This window comes from Proteus columbae, assembly GCF_002777965.1.
Lineage (GTDB): Bacteria > Pseudomonadota > Gammaproteobacteria > Enterobacterales > Enterobacteriaceae > Proteus > Proteus columbae.
In genome coordinates this window covers 26,558-43,546 of the sequence record NZ_NGVR01000007.1, presented here as the reverse complement: position 1 = coordinate 43,546, position 16,989 = coordinate 26,558, and the positions used below count along the sequence as shown (strand labels likewise).

The 16,989-nt window shown below is 37.5% G+C and carries 17 protein-coding genes; 14 read left to right on the top strand and 3 right to left on the bottom strand.

The annotated features are described in order from the left end of the window. The first annotated feature begins 3 nt into the window (after nt 1-3). The 4 genes from CBE70_RS01915 to CBE70_RS01900 all read left to right on the top strand — a co-directional run bounded on the left by CBE70_RS01915 (nt 4) and on the right by CBE70_RS01900 (nt 5,602). Nucleotides 4-2,892: a valine--tRNA ligase gene (locus tag CBE70_RS01915; RefSeq protein ID WP_100157981.1), complete on the top strand. Its 2,889-nt coding sequence runs from the start codon at nt 4-6 to the stop codon at nt 2,890-2,892. A 375-nt stretch (nt 2,893-3,267) separates the two neighbouring features. Next, the gene (locus tag CBE70_RS01910; RefSeq protein ID WP_100158037.1) at nt 3,268-3,777 is read left to right on the top strand and encodes a GNAT family N-acetyltransferase; all 510 of its coding nucleotides are present in this window, start codon (nt 3,268-3,270) and stop codon (nt 3,775-3,777) included. A 420-nt stretch (nt 3,778-4,197) separates the two neighbouring features. Continuing rightward, complete coding sequence (locus CBE70_RS01905) at nt 4,198-4,365, top strand: YhfL family protein (protein WP_036914671.1); 168 nt, start codon at nt 4,198-4,200, stop codon at nt 4,363-4,365. A gap of 367 nt (nt 4,366-4,732) precedes the next feature. Further along, nucleotides 4,733-5,602 carry a pirin family protein gene (locus tag CBE70_RS01900; RefSeq protein ID WP_100157980.1) on the top strand — a complete coding sequence of 290 codons (870 nt, stop codon included), beginning with the start codon at nt 4,733-4,735 and terminating at the stop codon, nt 5,600-5,602. A 106-nt stretch (nt 5,603-5,708) separates the two neighbouring features. Here CBE70_RS01900 and rraB read toward each other — a convergent pair whose 3' ends face one another. Continuing rightward, entirely contained in the window at nt 5,709-6,140 is a 432-nt protein-coding gene (gene rraB, locus CBE70_RS01895; protein WP_100157979.1) for a ribonuclease E inhibitor RraB, read from the bottom strand. Nucleotides 6,141-6,324: 184 nt separating this feature from the next. On the opposite strand from rraB, the gene argF reads away from it, so the two are divergent. From argF to pyrI, 4 genes are all read left to right on the top strand, one after another. Further along, entirely contained in the window at nt 6,325-7,329 is a 1,005-nt protein-coding gene (gene argF, locus CBE70_RS01890) for an ornithine carbamoyltransferase (protein WP_100157978.1), read from the top strand. Nucleotides 7,330-7,507: 178 nt separating this feature from the next. Beyond that, on the top strand, nt 7,508-7,678 hold the full coding sequence (locus CBE70_RS18320; RefSeq protein ID WP_165121734.1) for a hypothetical protein: 171 nt from the start codon (nt 7,508-7,510) through the stop codon (nt 7,676-7,678). Continuing rightward, a complete protein-coding gene (pyrB, locus tag CBE70_RS01885; protein ID WP_088493958.1) occupies nt 7,678-8,613 on the top strand; it encodes an aspartate carbamoyltransferase in 936 nt (311 codons plus the stop codon). The genes CBE70_RS18320 and pyrB overlap by 1 nt, the downstream gene beginning before the upstream one ends. 13 nt (nt 8,614-8,626) lie before the next feature. After that, on the top strand, nt 8,627-9,085 hold the full coding sequence (gene pyrI, locus CBE70_RS01880) for an aspartate carbamoyltransferase regulatory subunit (protein WP_006535648.1): 459 nt from the start codon (nt 8,627-8,629) through the stop codon (nt 9,083-9,085). Between the two features lie 55 nt (nt 9,086-9,140). On the opposite strand, the gene CBE70_RS01875 is transcribed toward pyrI, so the two are convergent. Both CBE70_RS01875 and CBE70_RS01870 read right to left on the bottom strand, forming a co-directional pair. Next, nucleotides 9,141-9,752, bottom strand: a complete 612-nt coding sequence (locus tag CBE70_RS01875) for an HNH endonuclease (RefSeq protein ID WP_100157977.1) — start codon at nt 9,750-9,752, stop codon at nt 9,141-9,143. Nucleotides 9,753-9,754: 2 nt separating this feature from the next. Beyond that, the gene (locus CBE70_RS01870; protein ID WP_100157976.1) at nt 9,755-11,065 is read right to left on the bottom strand and encodes an AAA family ATPase; all 1,311 of its coding nucleotides are present in this window, start codon (nt 11,063-11,065) and stop codon (nt 9,755-9,757) included. A 493-nt stretch (nt 11,066-11,558) separates the two neighbouring features. Here CBE70_RS01870 and CBE70_RS01865 point away from each other — a divergent pair, with 493 nt between their 5' ends. From CBE70_RS01865 to CBE70_RS01835, 6 genes are all read left to right on the top strand, one after another. Continuing rightward, nucleotides 11,559-11,945 (top strand): RidA family protein, encoded by a 387-nt coding sequence (locus tag CBE70_RS01865; RefSeq protein WP_006535650.1) that lies wholly within the window; start codon nt 11,559-11,561, stop codon nt 11,943-11,945. Between the two features lie 344 nt (nt 11,946-12,289). Then, entirely contained in the window at nt 12,290-14,428 is a 2,139-nt protein-coding gene (nrdD, locus tag CBE70_RS01855; RefSeq protein WP_100157975.1) for an anaerobic ribonucleoside-triphosphate reductase, read from the top strand. 4 nt (nt 14,429-14,432) lie between these two features. After that, nucleotides 14,433-14,897 (top strand): anaerobic ribonucleoside-triphosphate reductase-activating protein, encoded by a 465-nt coding sequence (gene nrdG / locus CBE70_RS01850; protein ID WP_100157974.1) that lies wholly within the window; start codon nt 14,433-14,435, stop codon nt 14,895-14,897. Nucleotides 14,898-14,923: 26 nt separating this feature from the next. Next, on the top strand, nt 14,924-15,133 hold the full coding sequence (locus CBE70_RS01845; protein ID WP_100157973.1) for a hypothetical protein: 210 nt from the start codon (nt 14,924-14,926) through the stop codon (nt 15,131-15,133). A gap of 280 nt (nt 15,134-15,413) precedes the next feature. Continuing rightward, the gene (locus CBE70_RS01840; RefSeq protein WP_232797329.1) at nt 15,414-16,151 is read left to right on the top strand and encodes an MFS transporter; all 738 of its coding nucleotides are present in this window, start codon (nt 15,414-15,416) and stop codon (nt 16,149-16,151) included. A gap of 27 nt (nt 16,152-16,178) precedes the next feature. Continuing rightward, on the top strand, nt 16,179-16,829 hold the full coding sequence (locus tag CBE70_RS01835) for a diiron oxygenase (RefSeq protein ID WP_232797328.1): 651 nt from the start codon (nt 16,179-16,181) through the stop codon (nt 16,827-16,829). The last annotated feature ends 160 nt before the right edge of the window (nt 16,830-16,989 follow it).

The window sequence follows — 16,989 nt, the reverse complement described above, 5'->3', positions numbered from 1 at the left end:
AATATGGAAAATAAATCCGCACCGAAAGAGCCATCGCTCGACACAACATATAATCCAGCAGAGATTGAACAACCTCTGTATCAGCATTGGGAAAAAAATGGCTATTTCAAAGCCAATGGCGATACAACAAAAGAAAGCTTCTGTATCGTGATCCCACCGCCAAACGTCACAGGTAGCCTACATATGGGTCATGCTTTCCAGCAGACCATTATGGATACCATGATCCGTTATCAGCGCATGCAAGGTAAAAACACCTTATGGCAGTCAGGTACTGACCATGCGGGTATCGCAACTCAAATGGTTGTTGAGCGTAAAATTGCTGCTGAAGAAGGTAAAAATCGTCATGACTATGGTCGTGATGCATTTATCGACAAAATTTGGGAATGGAAAGCAGAATCAGGTGGTAACATTTCTAACCAAATGCGTCGTTTAGGTAACTCTGTTGATTGGGAACGTGAACGTTTCACAATGGATGAAGGATTATCTAAAGCAGTTAAAGAAGCTTTTGTTCGCTTACATAAAGAAGATCTTATCTACCGAGGCAAACGTCTTGTAAACTGGGATCCTAAATTACACACCGCGATTTCTGACCTTGAAGTTGAAAACCGTGAAGTTAAAGGATCTATGTGGCATCTGCGTTATCCTTTAGCTGATGGGGCGAAAACCGCTGAAGGTAAAGATTACCTCATTGTTGCAACAACACGTCCTGAAACCATGTTAGGTGATACCGGTGTTGCTGTTAACCCAGAAGATCCTCGCTATAAAGATTTAATTGGTAAAGAAATTATTCTACCAATCGTTAACCGTCGTATTCCTATTTTAGCGGACGAACACGCTGATATGGAAAAAGGTACAGGTTGCGTAAAAATCACGCCTGCTCACGACTTTAATGACTATGAAGTTGGACGTCGTCATCAATTACCAATGATTAATATCATGGACTTTGATGGCAATATCCGTGTTAGCGCAGAAGTCTTAGATACCAATGGTGTTGAGTCTGATGTTTACAGCACTGAAATTCCAGAAGCCTACCAAGGTATGGAACGCTTTGCGGCACGTAAAACAATAGTCGCTGAATTTGAACGTCTAGGTTTATTAGAAGAGATCAAACCTCACGATTTAACCGTACCTTACGGTGACCGTGGTGGTGTAGTTATCGAGCCATTATTAACAGACCAATGGTATGTTCGCGCCGCACCTTTAGCGAAACCCGCTGTTGAAGCAGTTAAAAATGGTGATATCCAATTTGTACCAAAACAGTACGAAAACATGTACTTCTCATGGATGAATGATATCCAAGATTGGTGTATTTCTCGTCAACTGTGGTGGGGTCACCGTATCCCTGCTTGGTATGACAACCAAGGCAACGTTTATGTTGGTCGTGACGAAGAAGAAGTTCGTCGTGAAAACAATATCGCAGCTGATGTTGCATTACGCCAAGATGATGACGTACTGGATACATGGTTCTCATCTGCACTATGGACATTCTCAACATTAGGTTGGCCTGAAAATACTGAAGCACTGAAAACATTCCATCCAACGAATGTCTTAGTCAGTGGATTCGATATTATATTCTTCTGGATCGCTCGCATGATCATGATGACCATGCACTTTATCAAAGACGAAGACGGTAAACCGCAAGTACCATTTAATACGGTTTACATGACAGGTCTTATTCGTGATGAAGAAGGCCAGAAGATGTCAAAATCCAAAGGTAACGTACTTGATCCTCTGGATATGATCGACGGTATTTCATTAGAGAACCTGTTAGAAAAACGTACTGGTAATATGATGCAGCCACAAATGGCTGAAAAAATTGCTAAACGTACTAGCAAAGAGTTCCCAGAAGGTATTGAAGCACACGGTACAGATGCCCTGCGCTTTACCTTAGCCGCGTTAGCCTCTACGGGCCGCGATATTAACTGGGATATGAAACGTCTATCTGGTTACCGTAACTTCTGTAACAAGCTGTGGAACGCCAGCCGCTTTGTTCTGATGAATACAGAAGAACAAGATTGTGGCTATCAAGGTGGTGAGATGACATTCTCACTGGCTGACCGCTGGATCTTAGCTGAATTTAACAATACCGTTAAAGCCTATCGTGAAGCGTTAGACAACTATCGTTTCGATATCGCTGCTGGTATTTTATATGAATTCACTTGGAACCAATTCTGTGACTGGTATCTTGAGCTATCAAAACCTGCGGTACACAAAGGTAATGATGCTCAAAAACGCGCAGCACGTCATACACTGATCGAAGTGTTAGAAGGCTTACTGCGCCTTGCTCATCCAATTATTCCATTTATCACAGAGACAATTTGGCAACGAGTGAAGGAAGTGAAAGGCATTGAAGGTGAAACCATCATGCTACAAGCTTTCCCTGAGTTCGATGCTTCGCTGGTGGATGAACAAGCGCTTAACGATCTTGAGTGGATCAAAGAAGTTATCGTTGCGGTTCGTAATATCCGTGCTGAAATGAATATTGCTCCGGGTAAACCACTTGACGTTATCTTACGTGGTGCCGATGACAATGCTAAACGCCGCGTTAGTGACAATATTGGTTTCTTAAAAGCAATGGGTCGTTTAGCCGATATCCGTCCATTAGCAGAAGGCGAAGAAGCGCCATTATCAGTTAATAAACTGGTTAACGGTGCAGAATTGCTGATCCCAATGGCAGGCTTTATCGATAAAGATGCAGAGCTTGCACGTTTAGATAAAGAGCTTGAAAAAGTAGAGAAAGATATCACAACTTTAGACAGCAAATTATCTAACGATGGCTTTGTTAGCCGTGCACCAGAAGCGGTTGTTGCTAAAGAGCGTGAACGCTTAGCAACATGCTTAAGTGCAAAAGAAAAGCTAATCGCACAGAAAATCTCTATTGCCTCTTTATAAGCACTATTGCTTTAAAGATACTGAGATCAATAATGAAAACCCGCGTTTTATTGCGGGTTTTTACTTAGCCTCTTTCAGTCAAAAATAAAACCATTTTTCACTCCATATCTTATTATTCTCGGTTCTATTCTCGTTAATATGCATTTCCTCCCCTTATTTTCGCTTAAACTTAATCAATCACTAAAATATAACGCTAGCAATAAGGCGTATAAGTAAGCAAAGAAAAAGGGCTAACGGTTTACAAACATGCTTAATCAATTAAGATAGTTTTTGTAGCCATCCGCGCTACTTTCAATGAAGAAGTTCCTTTCCGGTGCTCTCTCAATAATTAATCAAAAAATATTCTACTAATAAGTGAAAACGATGAGTGCAACTATGACTGCAACCCAAACTATAACCTCAAGTATTGTTATCCGAGCAATTGAAGAAAAAGACAACGCAGGTATTGCACACGTTATTCGTGAAGTCTCAGCAGAGCACGGTTTAACTGCCGATAAAGGCTTTGCGGTTGCCGATCCAATTTTAGACACCCTCTATGAAGTTTATCATCAGCCACGCAGTGCTTACTGGGTTGTTGAAATGGAGGGAGAAATTGTTGGTGGTGGTGGTGTCTCGCCACTTGCTGGAGGTGATGGCAATACTTGTGAATTACAAAAAATGTACCTTTCGTCCAAACTACGAGGCAAAGGTATTGCGAAAAAAATCGTTCTACAATCTCTTGAATTTGGTAAAGAGCAAGGCTTTAGCCGTTGCTATTTAGAAACCACAGATATCTTAAAAGCGGCTGTCGGTTTATACGAAAAACTAGGATTCGAATTTATTGATGAAGCATTAGGCAACACAGGGCATAGTGATTGTGAGATCCGTATGGTAAAACCACTTTAAGCGTTCTTGCTGTTCCCTACGTAATACAATAAATAAAATAAGTTCTACTTTACCCGCATTTTTTATGCGGGTTTTTATTAGCAAAACAGCACCTATTAACACAAATCCTATTTATCAAAATGATATAAATACAGTATATTTCTATGCTTGTTTTCACAATTAATTTCTTAATTGATTATTATCAAAATATTATTAATGAATTTCTTATCTTAAATTTTATTAAAATTTACAAGTTTAAATTATTTTTCATTTCACTCTAGATAATGATATTTCTCTTCTTAAATAAAATATTATTTATCTTATTTTATATTTAAAAAAAGAGATTTTTTTATATTGCTATTTATCGCTAATTTAATATCTTTATGCAGATAAAGTCATGCATTGGCTTTTATAACTCTAAAATTTAAAAGGAATTTTTTCATGAAAAACTTTGTTAAAATTGCACTTATTGCTTCTGTAATTACCGTAATGACTGGTTGTACTGGTAGCGTATACAATAAAGAAAAAGACTGTAACTATGACTACTTACTGCACCCAGCAGTTTCTATTTCTAAAATCATTGGCGGTTGTGGCGACACAAGCAAATAAGATTTAAGAAATAAACGTATTAATAAACTACATTCTGACTTATTGTTGCTAAGAAAGAGTGTAGTTTTTTATATTTCACTTCCTAAAAATAAATAACAATAATTAACCCCATCACAATAAAAACTATTTTATTAATTATTTAAATATAGATAACTTATTATTTCTATTCTCTTTATTACATCTCTTTTATTTTATTTCTATCTATTAAAGTTATTCATTTTTTTTGAATACCATCAACAAATTCCCTCTATTTTGTTCATCGTGCGAACACTTTATGATCTACTTCATTAAGGGATCGCAATAATCTGTATTACCTCCTTCTGTGTCTTGGTTATTGCGATTTCTTTCCTTAACTCGGAGAACAATCATGACTATCAGACAGATTAATCATATTTATTCGGCGCCAAATTCACACTGGGTAGGTAATGGCTTTCCAGTCAGCACCTTATTTTCCTATCAGGAAAATGGTGAGAAACATAGCCCGTTTCTGCTGATGGATTATGCCGAGCCAACACTGTTTAAACCTGTTACCAATGCCCGTGGTGTAGGAGCACATCCTCATCGTGGATTTGAAACCGTAACAATCGCTTATCAAGGCGAAGTTTCTCATCATGACTCTAAAGGTCATGCAGGCACTATCGGTGCAGGTGACGTGCAATGGATGACTGCTGCTTCTGGCATTTTACATAAAGAGTATCACTCTGAAAAAATGACCAAAGAAGGCGGTGTATTGGAAATGGTGCAACTTTGGGTGAATCTGCCAACAGCGTACAAAATGACACAGCCTCGTTATCAGGCGCTAAAAGCAGAGGATATCCCTCATGTTGAATTACCTAATAACCAAGGTTATGTCAGAGTGATTGCAGGTAATTATGCCAATACACAAGGTGTGGCAATGACCTATTCACCGTTGAATGTGTGGGATCTGCATTTAAATCGCGCAGGTATTTCACATTACAGTATTCCCGAAGGCCATAATGCAATGCTGTTTGTAGTAAAAGGTGCCGTACATATCAATGACAGTGAAATTGCACGTCAACACGATATGGTGATATTAGATAATCATGGCGATACACTGACATTAGAATCAATGGGTGACACTCTTGTTTTAATTCTAACAGGTGAGCCGATTAATGAGCCAATTGCAGGGCAAGGACCTTTTGTGATGAATACGCAAGAAGAGTTACAACAAGCTTTTGATGATTATGACAATGGTAAATTTGGTGTAATGAATTAATGACGTTACCTTAAAAATAATAACACCAGTCACAAAGCAATAATTTTGTGGCTGGTGCTATATTGCACTGATAAATCAGGTACAAAAGGACAACATTTAGCAAAAATTAATGTAAACGTGATGACTTATCAGACTCTTCGTCGTCGTCTTCGTCTTCACCTTCTTCATCATCATACTCTGCGTCAGGATCTTCAAAATAAGTACCCCAACCATCGTAATAGACACCCATTTTTTCAGCTAAATTCATTAATTGCTCAACTTGGGCATCAATAAGTTCAGCATTCAAACCACTCTCACTCACAGCATCAAAACAAACTAGGATCTCACCTGATTCGACTTCGATTTCCTCAGGCTCAGTCACTTCGTAACCTAACTTAAAGACTTCAACAGCTGCTTTTTCTAGTGTTTCAAAATTTTCACAAGAAATATGGTGCTCAATGGCATACAGTGCATCAGGATCACTGCCATCTTCCAGTAATTCTTCAATAATAAGACGTGTTTCTTCACGTTGTTCTGCTAACTCTTTGCTGTCCGCCATAATCATGCTCCGCAATAGTCTGAAAAGGTATCTTGTTCATTCTCCCACAGGCAGGATCAACACTCCATACTTAATATGATGCCCTTATCGCATACTGTTTAAATTAAAAGTTTTCCCTTAGGGGTTGATGATGAATATTTATTGATATAAATTGAATATAAATTCAATAATAGGATATCACTCTATGAACCCTTTCTATCAAAAATCATTCTTACGTTTACTTGATTTTTCACCTGCGGAAATTCAGCAACTGCTTACACTGTCAGCACAATTGAAAAAAGCCAAAAAATCAGGTCAAGAAACTCAATATCTCACTGGAAAAAATATCGCATTGATTTTTGAAAAAGACTCAACACGTACCCGTTGTGCGTTTGAAGTTGCTGCATTTGATCAAGGTGCAAGAGTGACTTATTTAGGGGGAGGAAGCCAAATTGGGCATAAAGAATCGATCAAAGATACCGCTCGAGTATTAGGCCGTATGTATGATGGCATTCAGTATCGGGGTTACGGACAAAAAACGGTAGATGCACTTGCACAATATTCTGGTGTGCCTGTTTGGAATGGTTTAACCAATGAATTTCACCCAACACAGCTATTAGCAGATTTACTGACTATCACTGAACACCAAGCTAAGCCGTTATCTGAAACGGTCTTTGCTTACCTTGGTGACGCTCGTAATAACATGGGAAATACCATGCTGGAAGCGGCTGCATTAACAGGTATGGATTTACGTTTAGTTGCACCTAAAGCATGTTGGCCTGAAGCAAGTTTAGTTGCTCAATGCCAAGATATTGCCAAGAAAAATGGCGGAAACATCACGCTAACTGAAAATGTCGCTGAAGGCGTTAAAAATGCTGATTTTCTTTACACTGATGTGTGGGTTTCTATGGGCGAACCGAAAGAGGTTTGGAAAGAGCGTATTGCTTTACTCAAGCCTTATCAGGTCAATATGAATGTTATAAAATTAACCGGAAATCCAGACGTTAAATTTCTTCACTGTTTACCCGCTTTTCATGATGAAGAAACAACGATGGGTAAAGCATTAGCTGAAGAATTTAGCCTATATGGTGGTTTTGAAGTCACTGATGAGGTTTTTGAATCAAAACACAGTATTGTGTTTGATGAAGCAGAGAACCGTCTTCACACCATAAAAGCGGTGATGGTCGCTACACTTGCAAATTCTTTCTAAAATACATAATCATGCAAAACACCTATTTTTTATTTATCAAAAAATAGGTGTTTTCTTCGTTTTATCTCAAGCTTATTGATTTTTAAATTAAAAAAAATTTTTTTGCAAAAAATAAAAGCAAACGCTTGCGTGCAACGCCAAGATGCGTATAATGCGCCACAATTTGTCAGGAGGAAAGATGAAACAGCGCCTATTCCAATTTGTAACAAAAACAAGCACCTTAACCGGTCGCAAGCGCATTCTCTTTTTTCCAATAGCCCAATTTTTTAAAACCCCTCTTATTGAGGGGTTTTTTTTGGCCTATAAAAAACCATCTATCGCACAATTCATCGCTAAAGGAGAACTCTAATGACTAATCCGCTCTACCAAAAGCATATTATCTCCATCAATGATCTGGACAGGGAAGATTTGGAGTCTGTTCTTCATGTTGCTAATAAACTAAAACAGCAACCTAATAACGAATTGTTGAAAGACAAAGTGATTGCGAGCTGCTTTTTTGAAGCATCAACACGCACTCGCTTATCATTTGAAACTGCGATTCATCGCCTAGGCGCATCTGTTGTCGGTTTTTCTGATGGAAGCAACACTTCACTGGGTAAAAAAGGTGAAACTTTAGCGGATACCATTTCGGTTCTTCGCACTTATGCTGATGCCATTGTTATTCGCCATCCTCAAGAAGGTGCGGCGCGTTTAGCTTCTGAATTTGCTGGCGATATTCCAGTACTCAATGCGGGTGATGGCGCAAATCAACATCCAACACAGACTTTACTGGATTTATTTACCATTCAAGAGACACAGGGTCGTTTAGATAATCTCAATATCGCAATGGTCGGTGACTTAAAATATGGCAGAACAGTGCATTCTCTGGCACAAGCATTAGCGAAATTTAAAGGCAATCATCTCTATTTTATCGCCCCTAAAGTACTCGCAATGCCAGAGCATATTCTTCACTTACTGGAAGAAAATGGTGTTGAATATAGTCAACATGAAACAGTAGATGAAGTCATGCCAGAGCTAGATATTCTCTATATGACCCGCGTACAGAAAGAGCGTTTAGATCCATCTGAATATGCGAATGTAAAAGCACAATTTATCTTAACCAGTGCAGATCTTGTGAATGTGAAAGATAACCTCAAGATCCTACACCCACTTCCTCGTATTGATGAAATCACGACAGATGTAGATAAAACACCTTACGCTTATTATTTCCAACAAGCAGGCAACGGTATCTACGCACGTCAGGCATTACTTGCCTTAGTTCTGAATAAAAACTTAGTTCTTTAATAAGGAGCACACCATGACACATGATCACAAACTAAAAGTTGAAGCTATCAAACGTGGGACTGTTATTGATCATATTCCAGCGCAGGTGGGCTTTAAAATTCTTTCACTATTTCGCTTAACAGAAACAGATGAAAGAATAACTGTGGGTTTTAATTTACCTTCAGAAAATTTAGGTAAAAAAGACTTAATTAAAATCGAAAATGTCTTTTTAACCTCTGAGCAAGCAAACCGTTTAGCAATGTATGCGCCTCAAGCAACTGTAAATATTATCGATGATTATCAAGTCGTTAATAAGATGGCGTTAAGCTTGCCAGAATTACTTGAAGATGTGGTGCCTTGCCCTAATAGCAACTGTATTAGCCATAACGAGCCAGTACAAAGTAGTTTCCGTGTCAAAAAACTGGCCTCAGATGTTGTATTAACCTGCAAGTACTGTGAAAAAGAGTTCGAACGCCACGCGGTTATTCGCTGATATAATAACTGCAGCCTACTCTTATTAGGGTAGGCTGTTGTGATAATAAATAGATTTATACTCGCTGAATATCAGTATTCGGCAATAGATTTTCTAACGCTGTTTTTACCTCAGGTATACTATAAAATACGGTATACCATACAGACCAATAGTTACCTTTAGCAAAAATACAAACTTCATCTAACGTTTGATTTTCACGAATATAATTATCTTTAATTATATTCGCCATTTGAAAAGCATTCCTTCGCCCAAGACATAAAGGTTTTTGAGGTTGTCCTGAATCATCCAAGCAAACAAGATCAAGAGTATTCTGTACCTGACTTTTCAGTGCTTCAGACAGATTGGATATAGGTTCTACTCTGCCATCCGTATGATATTGAAGTAAGTGGTATGTATTATGTGTATCAGGCCAAATATAACCCGCTCTTGATTCATTTTTATTTCTTTTAAAATCTCTATTACAACGAGGACAACCTAAAATCAGGTTCGACCACTCAAGTTCAAGATCTGCATTATGTGATGTAGGTACAATATGCTCCACATCCACTTTATCAGTTCGTTCACAATACGAACAATAATTTCCATATGCATCAATCAAATAAGACAAATAACTCTTATATTGAGTTATGGTGTTTCCTGTATATTGAGGGCGAGATATAGGGCGCATATTTATTTCTTCTCGCTCTTTCTTCTTTCAGCCCGCATTAATGCAACCCACGCAGGGTTATCACCAAACAAAGACTCTATCTCATCCAGCTGCTGGGAAACACGTTGAACTTCAGCATCATCCAGCGATTTTCCTTGTTTAAGTAATCTATAATACTTATCTGATATTTCAACTTGTTCATTAAATAAAGCACTGCGCTGAACGTTTTCCATTCCCATGATATCTTCTGCAATATCTTCAATACTCAGTTCTTGATCTAACGATGCACCACCTGATACATCTTCTTTATCCAAATCAATTAATTTTCCATTTTTAACGGATTGAATAATAAAAGGAGAATGTGTCGAAACAATAAATTGAATATTCGGAAAAACATTGACTAAACGAGGTAAAAACTCGCGTTGCCATTCCGGATGTAAATGTAAGTCGACCTCATCGATAAGAATGACCCCCTCGGTTTCTAAAGGATCTTCAGAAAAAGGGTTTGCCTCAGCAATCCGAGTAGCTATATCCATCACCATTGCTAACGTTGTACGATAACCATCACTGAGTTGCTCAATTCTTAATGGTTGAATAACCTTTTCCCCACCTTCCGTTTTCTCCCAATCGACCATAATGCCTGCGGGTTCCGCGGATCGTATATTACTGAATTGAGGAAGGAGCTTTTGTATTGCTAATCGTATCGCACTAAGCTCAGGCAATTCAATATCAAAAGAGCGCTTTTGTTTTTGTAACCTTGATTCTTTTTCTTCTAATTGATAAAAATACTGTACAAAACGCTTAAAATTAGTTCGACTTTCTAACGAGCCATCAAACGCTTCAAATCTTGAAAAATGTTTATTGAAAGCCCTTTTCCGTAATGGTATATCAAATACACCTCGCCCTGTTCCATAATAGATAAAAATAGGTAGAGTGTATGGTGCTTCTTCATTATGTGCATTGATATATTTATCAACATGTTCATTTAATGCTTTGAGACCAACGCCTACAGGAATAGCCTTTAACGTCTTTTTAGCTTTATCTCTTCGCTCAGTTCTATCCCAAATTATACCATTTGTACTTTCACAACGGATACGCATAAAAGGAGGATGTAATCCTTCATTATTAACCCGAAAATCTGTTTTTTTAAAACTCAATCCTTTTACTTTGGGTAGGCGTGTTAAAAAAGAACCTAGAGAAAGAGCTATAGCATCGAGTAATGTTGACTTTCCTGCACCATTACGAGCAATAAGTACAGTTAAACGAGGATCAAAGGTTGTCTCAAGATATTCAAAACAACGAAAATTAGTTAACGCTATTTTAGCTATTTTCATAAACACCTTCTTTTCTCTAAATCAATCAAATACTCCAGCCTATATTCACTTACCAAAGATTATATCAAATCTGTCCTTTAACATAGATAATTTGTTGTTTTTTATTAAATATTAATAGTTGCAATCTAAAACAGTCATCTATCAAAATAATATCTTCTTTATTGTGATTATTTATAGATACACTTTTTCAAAAAGACATAAACTTTTTAAGCAAAAAAGAATAATTCCTCTCTAAAAGCATAAATGGGATATTTTTGAAAAATGAAATTTACATGTAATTCATTTTTATGAAAAATTTTTCTCTAAAATGCCCATTTATTCAGGTAAAAACACATATTAAAATGAAGTAATTACATGAGTTCGTTTTCTTTTTATAATTGCAGACTTTATGATAAAGCCTGACATCTGTCATATTGCTAACCTAAAGCACTGGCTATAATAGCGCCACACTAATCGAATGTTAGCGTTAATCTTATAAAAACAGGAGTTCTACATGTCTTACGAAATTAATACCGATAAAGCCCCAGCAGCGATCGGCCCTTATGTACAAGGTGTTGATTTAGGTAACTTAGTGATCACTTCAGGTCAATTACCTGTTGATCCTGCAACCGGTGAATTTGTTTCTGATAATGCAGCAGAACAAGCTCGTCAATCTTTAGAAAACGTAAAAGCAATCATTGAAAAAGCGGGTTTAACTGTTGCTAATATCATCAAAACCACTGTTTTTGTAAAAGATTTAAATGATTTCGGTACAATCAATGCTGCTTATGAAGCATTCTTCAAAGAGCATAACGCTGCATTCCCTGCTCGCTCTTGTGTTGAAGTTGCACGTTTGCCAAAAGATGCAAAAGTAGAGATAGAAGTTATCGCTATCCGTTAATTTCGCTTCAATAGTAAGCCATAAAAAAGCAAAGGTTCCTTTATGAGCACTTTGCTTTTTTTATGTTCTCACTTTTTGATGAATAATTTATCACTTCTGTTTTTGGCACATATTTACAATTCTACCAATCCCTCTTGATACCTGATGTAGCAAAAATACCTTGATGTAGATCAGTTTTAATGACGATTATTTCCCTTTCAATTACTATATATTGTGCTTTAATACATACCGAACTACAACATATAGTAATTATACACATCTTATCCACAATAAGCCTGAATGCTGTGCCATCACCTGTTTTTATGGGATTTGAGCCTGTGGATAAATAGTTAAGGAGCAAGATTGTGAAAACCATAGTGATAAAACGAGACGGATGTAAAGTCTCTTTTGACCAAACCCGCATCAGCGATGCTATCAAAAGAGCCGCCGTAGCTTGTGAGATCACTGATGATGATTATTGCGTATCCGTCGCTCAATCCGTTTCACAATCTCTCGCAGGACGTTCGAATGTCGATATCCGTGAGATCCAAGACGCCGTAGAAAATCAGCTGATGGCTGGCGAACATAAAGATGTCGCCAGAGCCTATATTGAATACCGTCATGACCGAGATGTTGCTCGTGAGCAACGTGGAAGACTAACTCAGGAAATCCGAGGTCTTATCGAACAAAGTGATGTCTCTATTCTTCATGAAAATGCGAATAAAGACAGTAAGGTTATCCCTACCCAGCGTGATTTACTTGCGGGTATTGTGGCTAAACATTACGCAAAATTGCATATCCTGCCAAGAGATGTGGTACTCGCTCATGAGCGTGGTGAAATTCATTATCATGATCTCGATTATTCACCGTTTTTCCCTATGTTTAACTGTATGCTAATTGACCTTAAAGGCATGTTAAACAATGGTTTTAAAATGGGAAATGCAGAAATAGAACCCCCTAAATCTATTTCAACAGCAACAGCAGTAACTGCACAAATTATCGCACAAGTGGCAAGCCATATTTATGGTGGTACAACGATAAATCGTATCGATGAAGTATTAGCGCCATTTGTAAAATCAAGTTATGACAAACACTATAAAGTGGCAGAAGAATGGCAGATTGCTGACAAAGAAGCCTATGCAACTGCACGCACTGAAAAAGAGTGTTACGACGCATTCCAATCTTTGGAGTATGAAGTTAACACACTGCATACCGCTAATGGACAAACCCCATTTGTCACCTTTGGTTTTGGTCTTGGTACATCAAAAGAAGCACGTTTAATTCAACGCTCTATTCTTGAAAACCGTATGGCAGGTTTAGGCAAAAACCGTAAAACGGCCGTTTTCCCTAAACTCGTTTTTGCCATTAAAGATGGCTTAAACCATAAGTTTGGTGATCCTAATTACGATATCAAACAACTTGCCCTTGAATGTGCAAGTAAACGCATGTATCCCGATATCTTAAATTACGATCAAGTTGTGAAAGTGACGGGATCATTTAAAACCCCAATGGGTTGCCGTAGCTTCTTAGGTGTTTATGAAGAAAACGGTGAGATGATCCACGAGGGTCGTAATAACTTAGGCGTTATCAGCCTAAATCTACCGCGTATTGCTATTGAAGCAAAAGGTGATGAAACGACATTCTGGTCACTGCTTGACTCTCGCCTTGAATTAGCGAAAAAAGCACTGATGACACGTATTGCTCGTTTAGAAAATGTCAAAGCGCGTGTTGCCCCTATCCTTTATATGGAAGGTGCTTGCGGTGTTCGCTTGAAAGCAGATGATAACGTGGCTGAAATCTTTAAAAATGGCAGAGCCTCAATTTCTCTTGGTTATATCGGTGTTCATGAAACCATTAATGCGCTGTTTGGTACTCAAACACACGTTTTTGACGACGAAACCTTAAGAGAAAAAGCGGTGGCGATTATCAATCGTCTACGTGAAGCAACAGATCAATGGAAAGCAGAAACAGGTTATGGCTTTAGCCTTTACAGCACACCAAGTGAAAACTTATGTGACCGTTTTTGCCGTTTAGATGCTGCTGAATTCGGTATTTTGCCGGGTGTGACAGATAAAGGTTATTACACCAATAGCTTCCACTTAGATGTTGAGAAAAAAGTAAACCCATACGACAAACTGGATTTTGAAGCACCTTATCCTCCATTAGCAAATGGTGGTTTCATTTGCTATGGCGAATATCCAAACTTACAACATAACCTTAAAGCGTTAGAGGATGTGTGGGATTATAGCTATACCCGTGTTCCTTACTACGGCACAAATACCCCAATTGATGAATGTTACGATTGTGGATATACCGGCGAATTCTCTTGTACTAGCAAAGGATTTACTTGCCCACGTTGTGGTAATCATAACCCTGCAAGAGTGTCTGTTATTCGTCGTGTATGTGGATATTTAGGTAGTCCAGACTCACGCCCATTTAATGCAGGCAAACAAGAAGAAGTTAAACGTCGTGTGAAACATCTGGCAAATGGTCAGTTAGGTTAAGAGTGTGAATTACCATCAATATTACCCTGTTGATGTTGTTAATGGTGAAGGTACACGTTGCACCCTGTTTGTTTCAGGGTGCATACACCAATGCCGAGGCTGTTATAACAAATCAACGTGGTCATTAACGTCCGGTAAACCGTTTACCCAAGAAATGGAAGACCAGATCATTGCTGATCTTCAAGACACTCGTATTAAACGTCAAGGATTATCACTTTCAGGTGGCGATCCCTTACACCCTCAAAATCTTTCAGCTATATTTAAATTGGTAAAACGCGTTAAAACGGAATGCCCTGAGAAAGATATTTGGGTTTGGACTGGCTACTTACTGGCTGACTTAACCCCAGAGCAGCAAGAAGTCGTTAACTATATTAACGTACTGATTGATGGGAAGTTCATACAAGAACTTTATGATCCCGCATTACTATGGCGCGGTAGTAGTAATCAGGTGATCCACAAGTTGAAGTAATACACATCGAATTAACTGGAGGATGTATGCCTTTAAGTGATAACAAATATGTAAGCTTTTCTGAAGATCATGAACTGAACTACCATTTAAAAAAATGGGGCAAAAAGCAATCTAAAGCGAATCGAGATCAACTCGTGAAGCTAGGCACCGAATTGAAAAAGAAACTTGGTGCTAAACATCTCCAGCATACTGAAATAGATGCTGAGATAGAAAAAAACCTTTCATCATTTGAGTAACACCTAAAAGCCCATTTTTATAATGGGCTTTTTTCTTATTTACATTATTTACATTATTTACATTTAATTAATAGCACTCATATAAATTCAAGTAAAAACAATTAAAAAAACCAATAAAAATAAAACCAATTAAACTGCATTTAATATATTTAAATAGAATTAAAATTAAAACATCTACTAATAAAAATTACAATTTAAGAAATAAAATAAAGGATATAACAATGTTTGGAGGGATTAAACATTTCGATCCTATTGTACGCCACTTTCTTATCGCAACATGATGGGTTCAGTAGCAACCAGCTTAGTAACCTATTATTCTCCAGCAACAGCATTAACCAATTACCAAGGGCTTCTCATTATATCTTTTATAGTTTCTCTTCTAATGATTTATTTTCGTGCGAAATCTATCCAAGATATCTCAGAACCTGAACGAGATGTTAGAAAATTTACTTGGGATAACAATATGGAGTGGAATAATTTCATCGCTCTATTCGTTGCATCACTACTTCTAGGAGCCTCTGTTACTCTCATTTTTCGATTTGTAAATATTGTGATTAGCCAGGCTTACTCTATAAAGGTAAGTGAAATTGCCTTAATAATGGGAGGGGATAAAATTGTTAGTATCATTGGTGCATTATGTGCCCCACTTTTGGTTAAAAACTTCCCTCTAAAACCAACTATTATTATTGTAGGTATATTAACTGCGTTATGCCTCTATCTAGCCTCATATAATATGCCGTTAATCATTTTCACCTCACTCTATTTTATTAGGCTGTTCCTCAACTATTGCCTAATGCCATTATTAGATACTCTTGCAATTACAGGCTTTGCCAAGGAGAGAATGTTTTTATCTACAAGCATACGACAACTTGCCTTTTATCTGGGTAGTGCGCTATCTGCTGTCTTCTATGGAAAATTATTAGATGAGGCCCAATGGGAATATACGTTAATAATTTCTTCTATTTTCGCACTTATAGGTGCCATTTTTATGAGTTTTATTCGCGTAGAAAATAAATAGGAAATTAATATTTAAAAGGAATTAATTATGACGAAGGATTCTGTAATACCAGATAGTGAAAATGTTTCATTGATGCTGAAAAAACTTTCTGCACTCTGGAAAAACCGCGCAGCAGTAAACAATAAACACGCTGACTATTCTGAATTAGCTTTTGAATCGTCAAAGAGTGATTTTAGCGAATCGTTGCTACCATTTCGAAACCATGATGCATGGAGAGAAGCATCTCAAGATATTAAAAGCCGTTGCTTATCTTATGCATGGGGTGTTTATAACCTAAAAACAATCTATATAGAATGCGATGTCGTCACTCCTGCCTGTGAAGATATTATAAAACGTCCGCCAATAAATTCGATAAATAGAGTGGAATTACAGGATGTAATGTCCGAAGCCCTTTTGGATGAAGCGTTACATACTAGAATGTCAATAATGGCCTGTAACTATATATACGACCGCCGAAGATTAGAACCTCTAAATTATACAGATTTTAATTTAATTAAATGTCGTCAAATGATGCTTGCTGATTGCAATGCTGAATGGAAAAGAAGACTCACTTGTTTTGCAATAGCATGTGCAAGTGAAACCCTCATAACTGATTATCTGAAAGTCATGGCTGAAGATAATAGTATCCAAAGACTTTGCCATGAAGTAACAAAAGGAGCATTAATTAGTATCATATAATTCACTAAATCTTACGATATTAGTCGTTATATACATTTTATCCAGTAGCGGGTTATCCAAATACTTACTTAATCACCCCTGTTATCAAATGCGAATCATTTTCAAAAAAGATGGTCAAAGTGATTAGTTTTGTTTTATTATTAACTCTCTTAACTATTCT

What these genes read in the sequence shown, in the direction of transcription:
- CBE70_RS01915 (WP_100157981.1), top strand. Translation starts at nt 4, where the DNA reads ATGGAAAATAAATCCGCACCGAAAGAGCCATCGCTCGACACAACATAT.
- CBE70_RS01910 (WP_100158037.1), top strand. Translation starts at nt 3,268, where the DNA reads ATGACTGCAACCCAAACTATAACCTCAAGTATTGTTATCCGAGCAATT.
- CBE70_RS01905 (WP_036914671.1), top strand. Translation starts at nt 4,198, where the DNA reads ATGAAAAACTTTGTTAAAATTGCACTTATTGCTTCTGTAATTACCGTA.
- CBE70_RS01900 (WP_100157980.1), top strand. Translation starts at nt 4,733, where the DNA reads ATGACTATCAGACAGATTAATCATATTTATTCGGCGCCAAATTCACAC.
- rraB (WP_100157979.1), bottom strand. Translation starts at nt 6,140, where the DNA reads ATGGCGGACAGCAAAGAGTTAGCAGAACAACGTGAAGAAACACGTCTT.
- argF (WP_100157978.1), top strand. Translation starts at nt 6,325, where the DNA reads ATGAACCCTTTCTATCAAAAATCATTCTTACGTTTACTTGATTTTTCA.
- CBE70_RS18320 (WP_165121734.1), top strand. Translation starts at nt 7,508, where the DNA reads ATGAAACAGCGCCTATTCCAATTTGTAACAAAAACAAGCACCTTAACC.
- pyrB (WP_088493958.1), top strand. Translation starts at nt 7,678, where the DNA reads ATGACTAATCCGCTCTACCAAAAGCATATTATCTCCATCAATGATCTG.
- pyrI (WP_006535648.1), top strand. Translation starts at nt 8,627, where the DNA reads ATGACACATGATCACAAACTAAAAGTTGAAGCTATCAAACGTGGGACT.
- CBE70_RS01875 (WP_100157977.1), bottom strand. Translation starts at nt 9,752, where the DNA reads ATGCGCCCTATATCTCGCCCTCAATATACAGGAAACACCATAACTCAA.
- CBE70_RS01870 (WP_100157976.1), bottom strand. Translation starts at nt 11,065, where the DNA reads ATGAAAATAGCTAAAATAGCGTTAACTAATTTTCGTTGTTTTGAATAT.
- CBE70_RS01865 (WP_006535650.1), top strand. Translation starts at nt 11,559, where the DNA reads ATGTCTTACGAAATTAATACCGATAAAGCCCCAGCAGCGATCGGCCCT.
- CBE70_RS01845 (WP_100157973.1), top strand. Translation starts at nt 14,924, where the DNA reads ATGCCTTTAAGTGATAACAAATATGTAAGCTTTTCTGAAGATCATGAA.
- CBE70_RS01840 (WP_232797329.1), top strand. Translation starts at nt 15,414, where the DNA reads ATGGGTTCAGTAGCAACCAGCTTAGTAACCTATTATTCTCCAGCAACA.
- CBE70_RS01835 (WP_232797328.1), top strand. Translation starts at nt 16,179, where the DNA reads ATGACGAAGGATTCTGTAATACCAGATAGTGAAAATGTTTCATTGATG.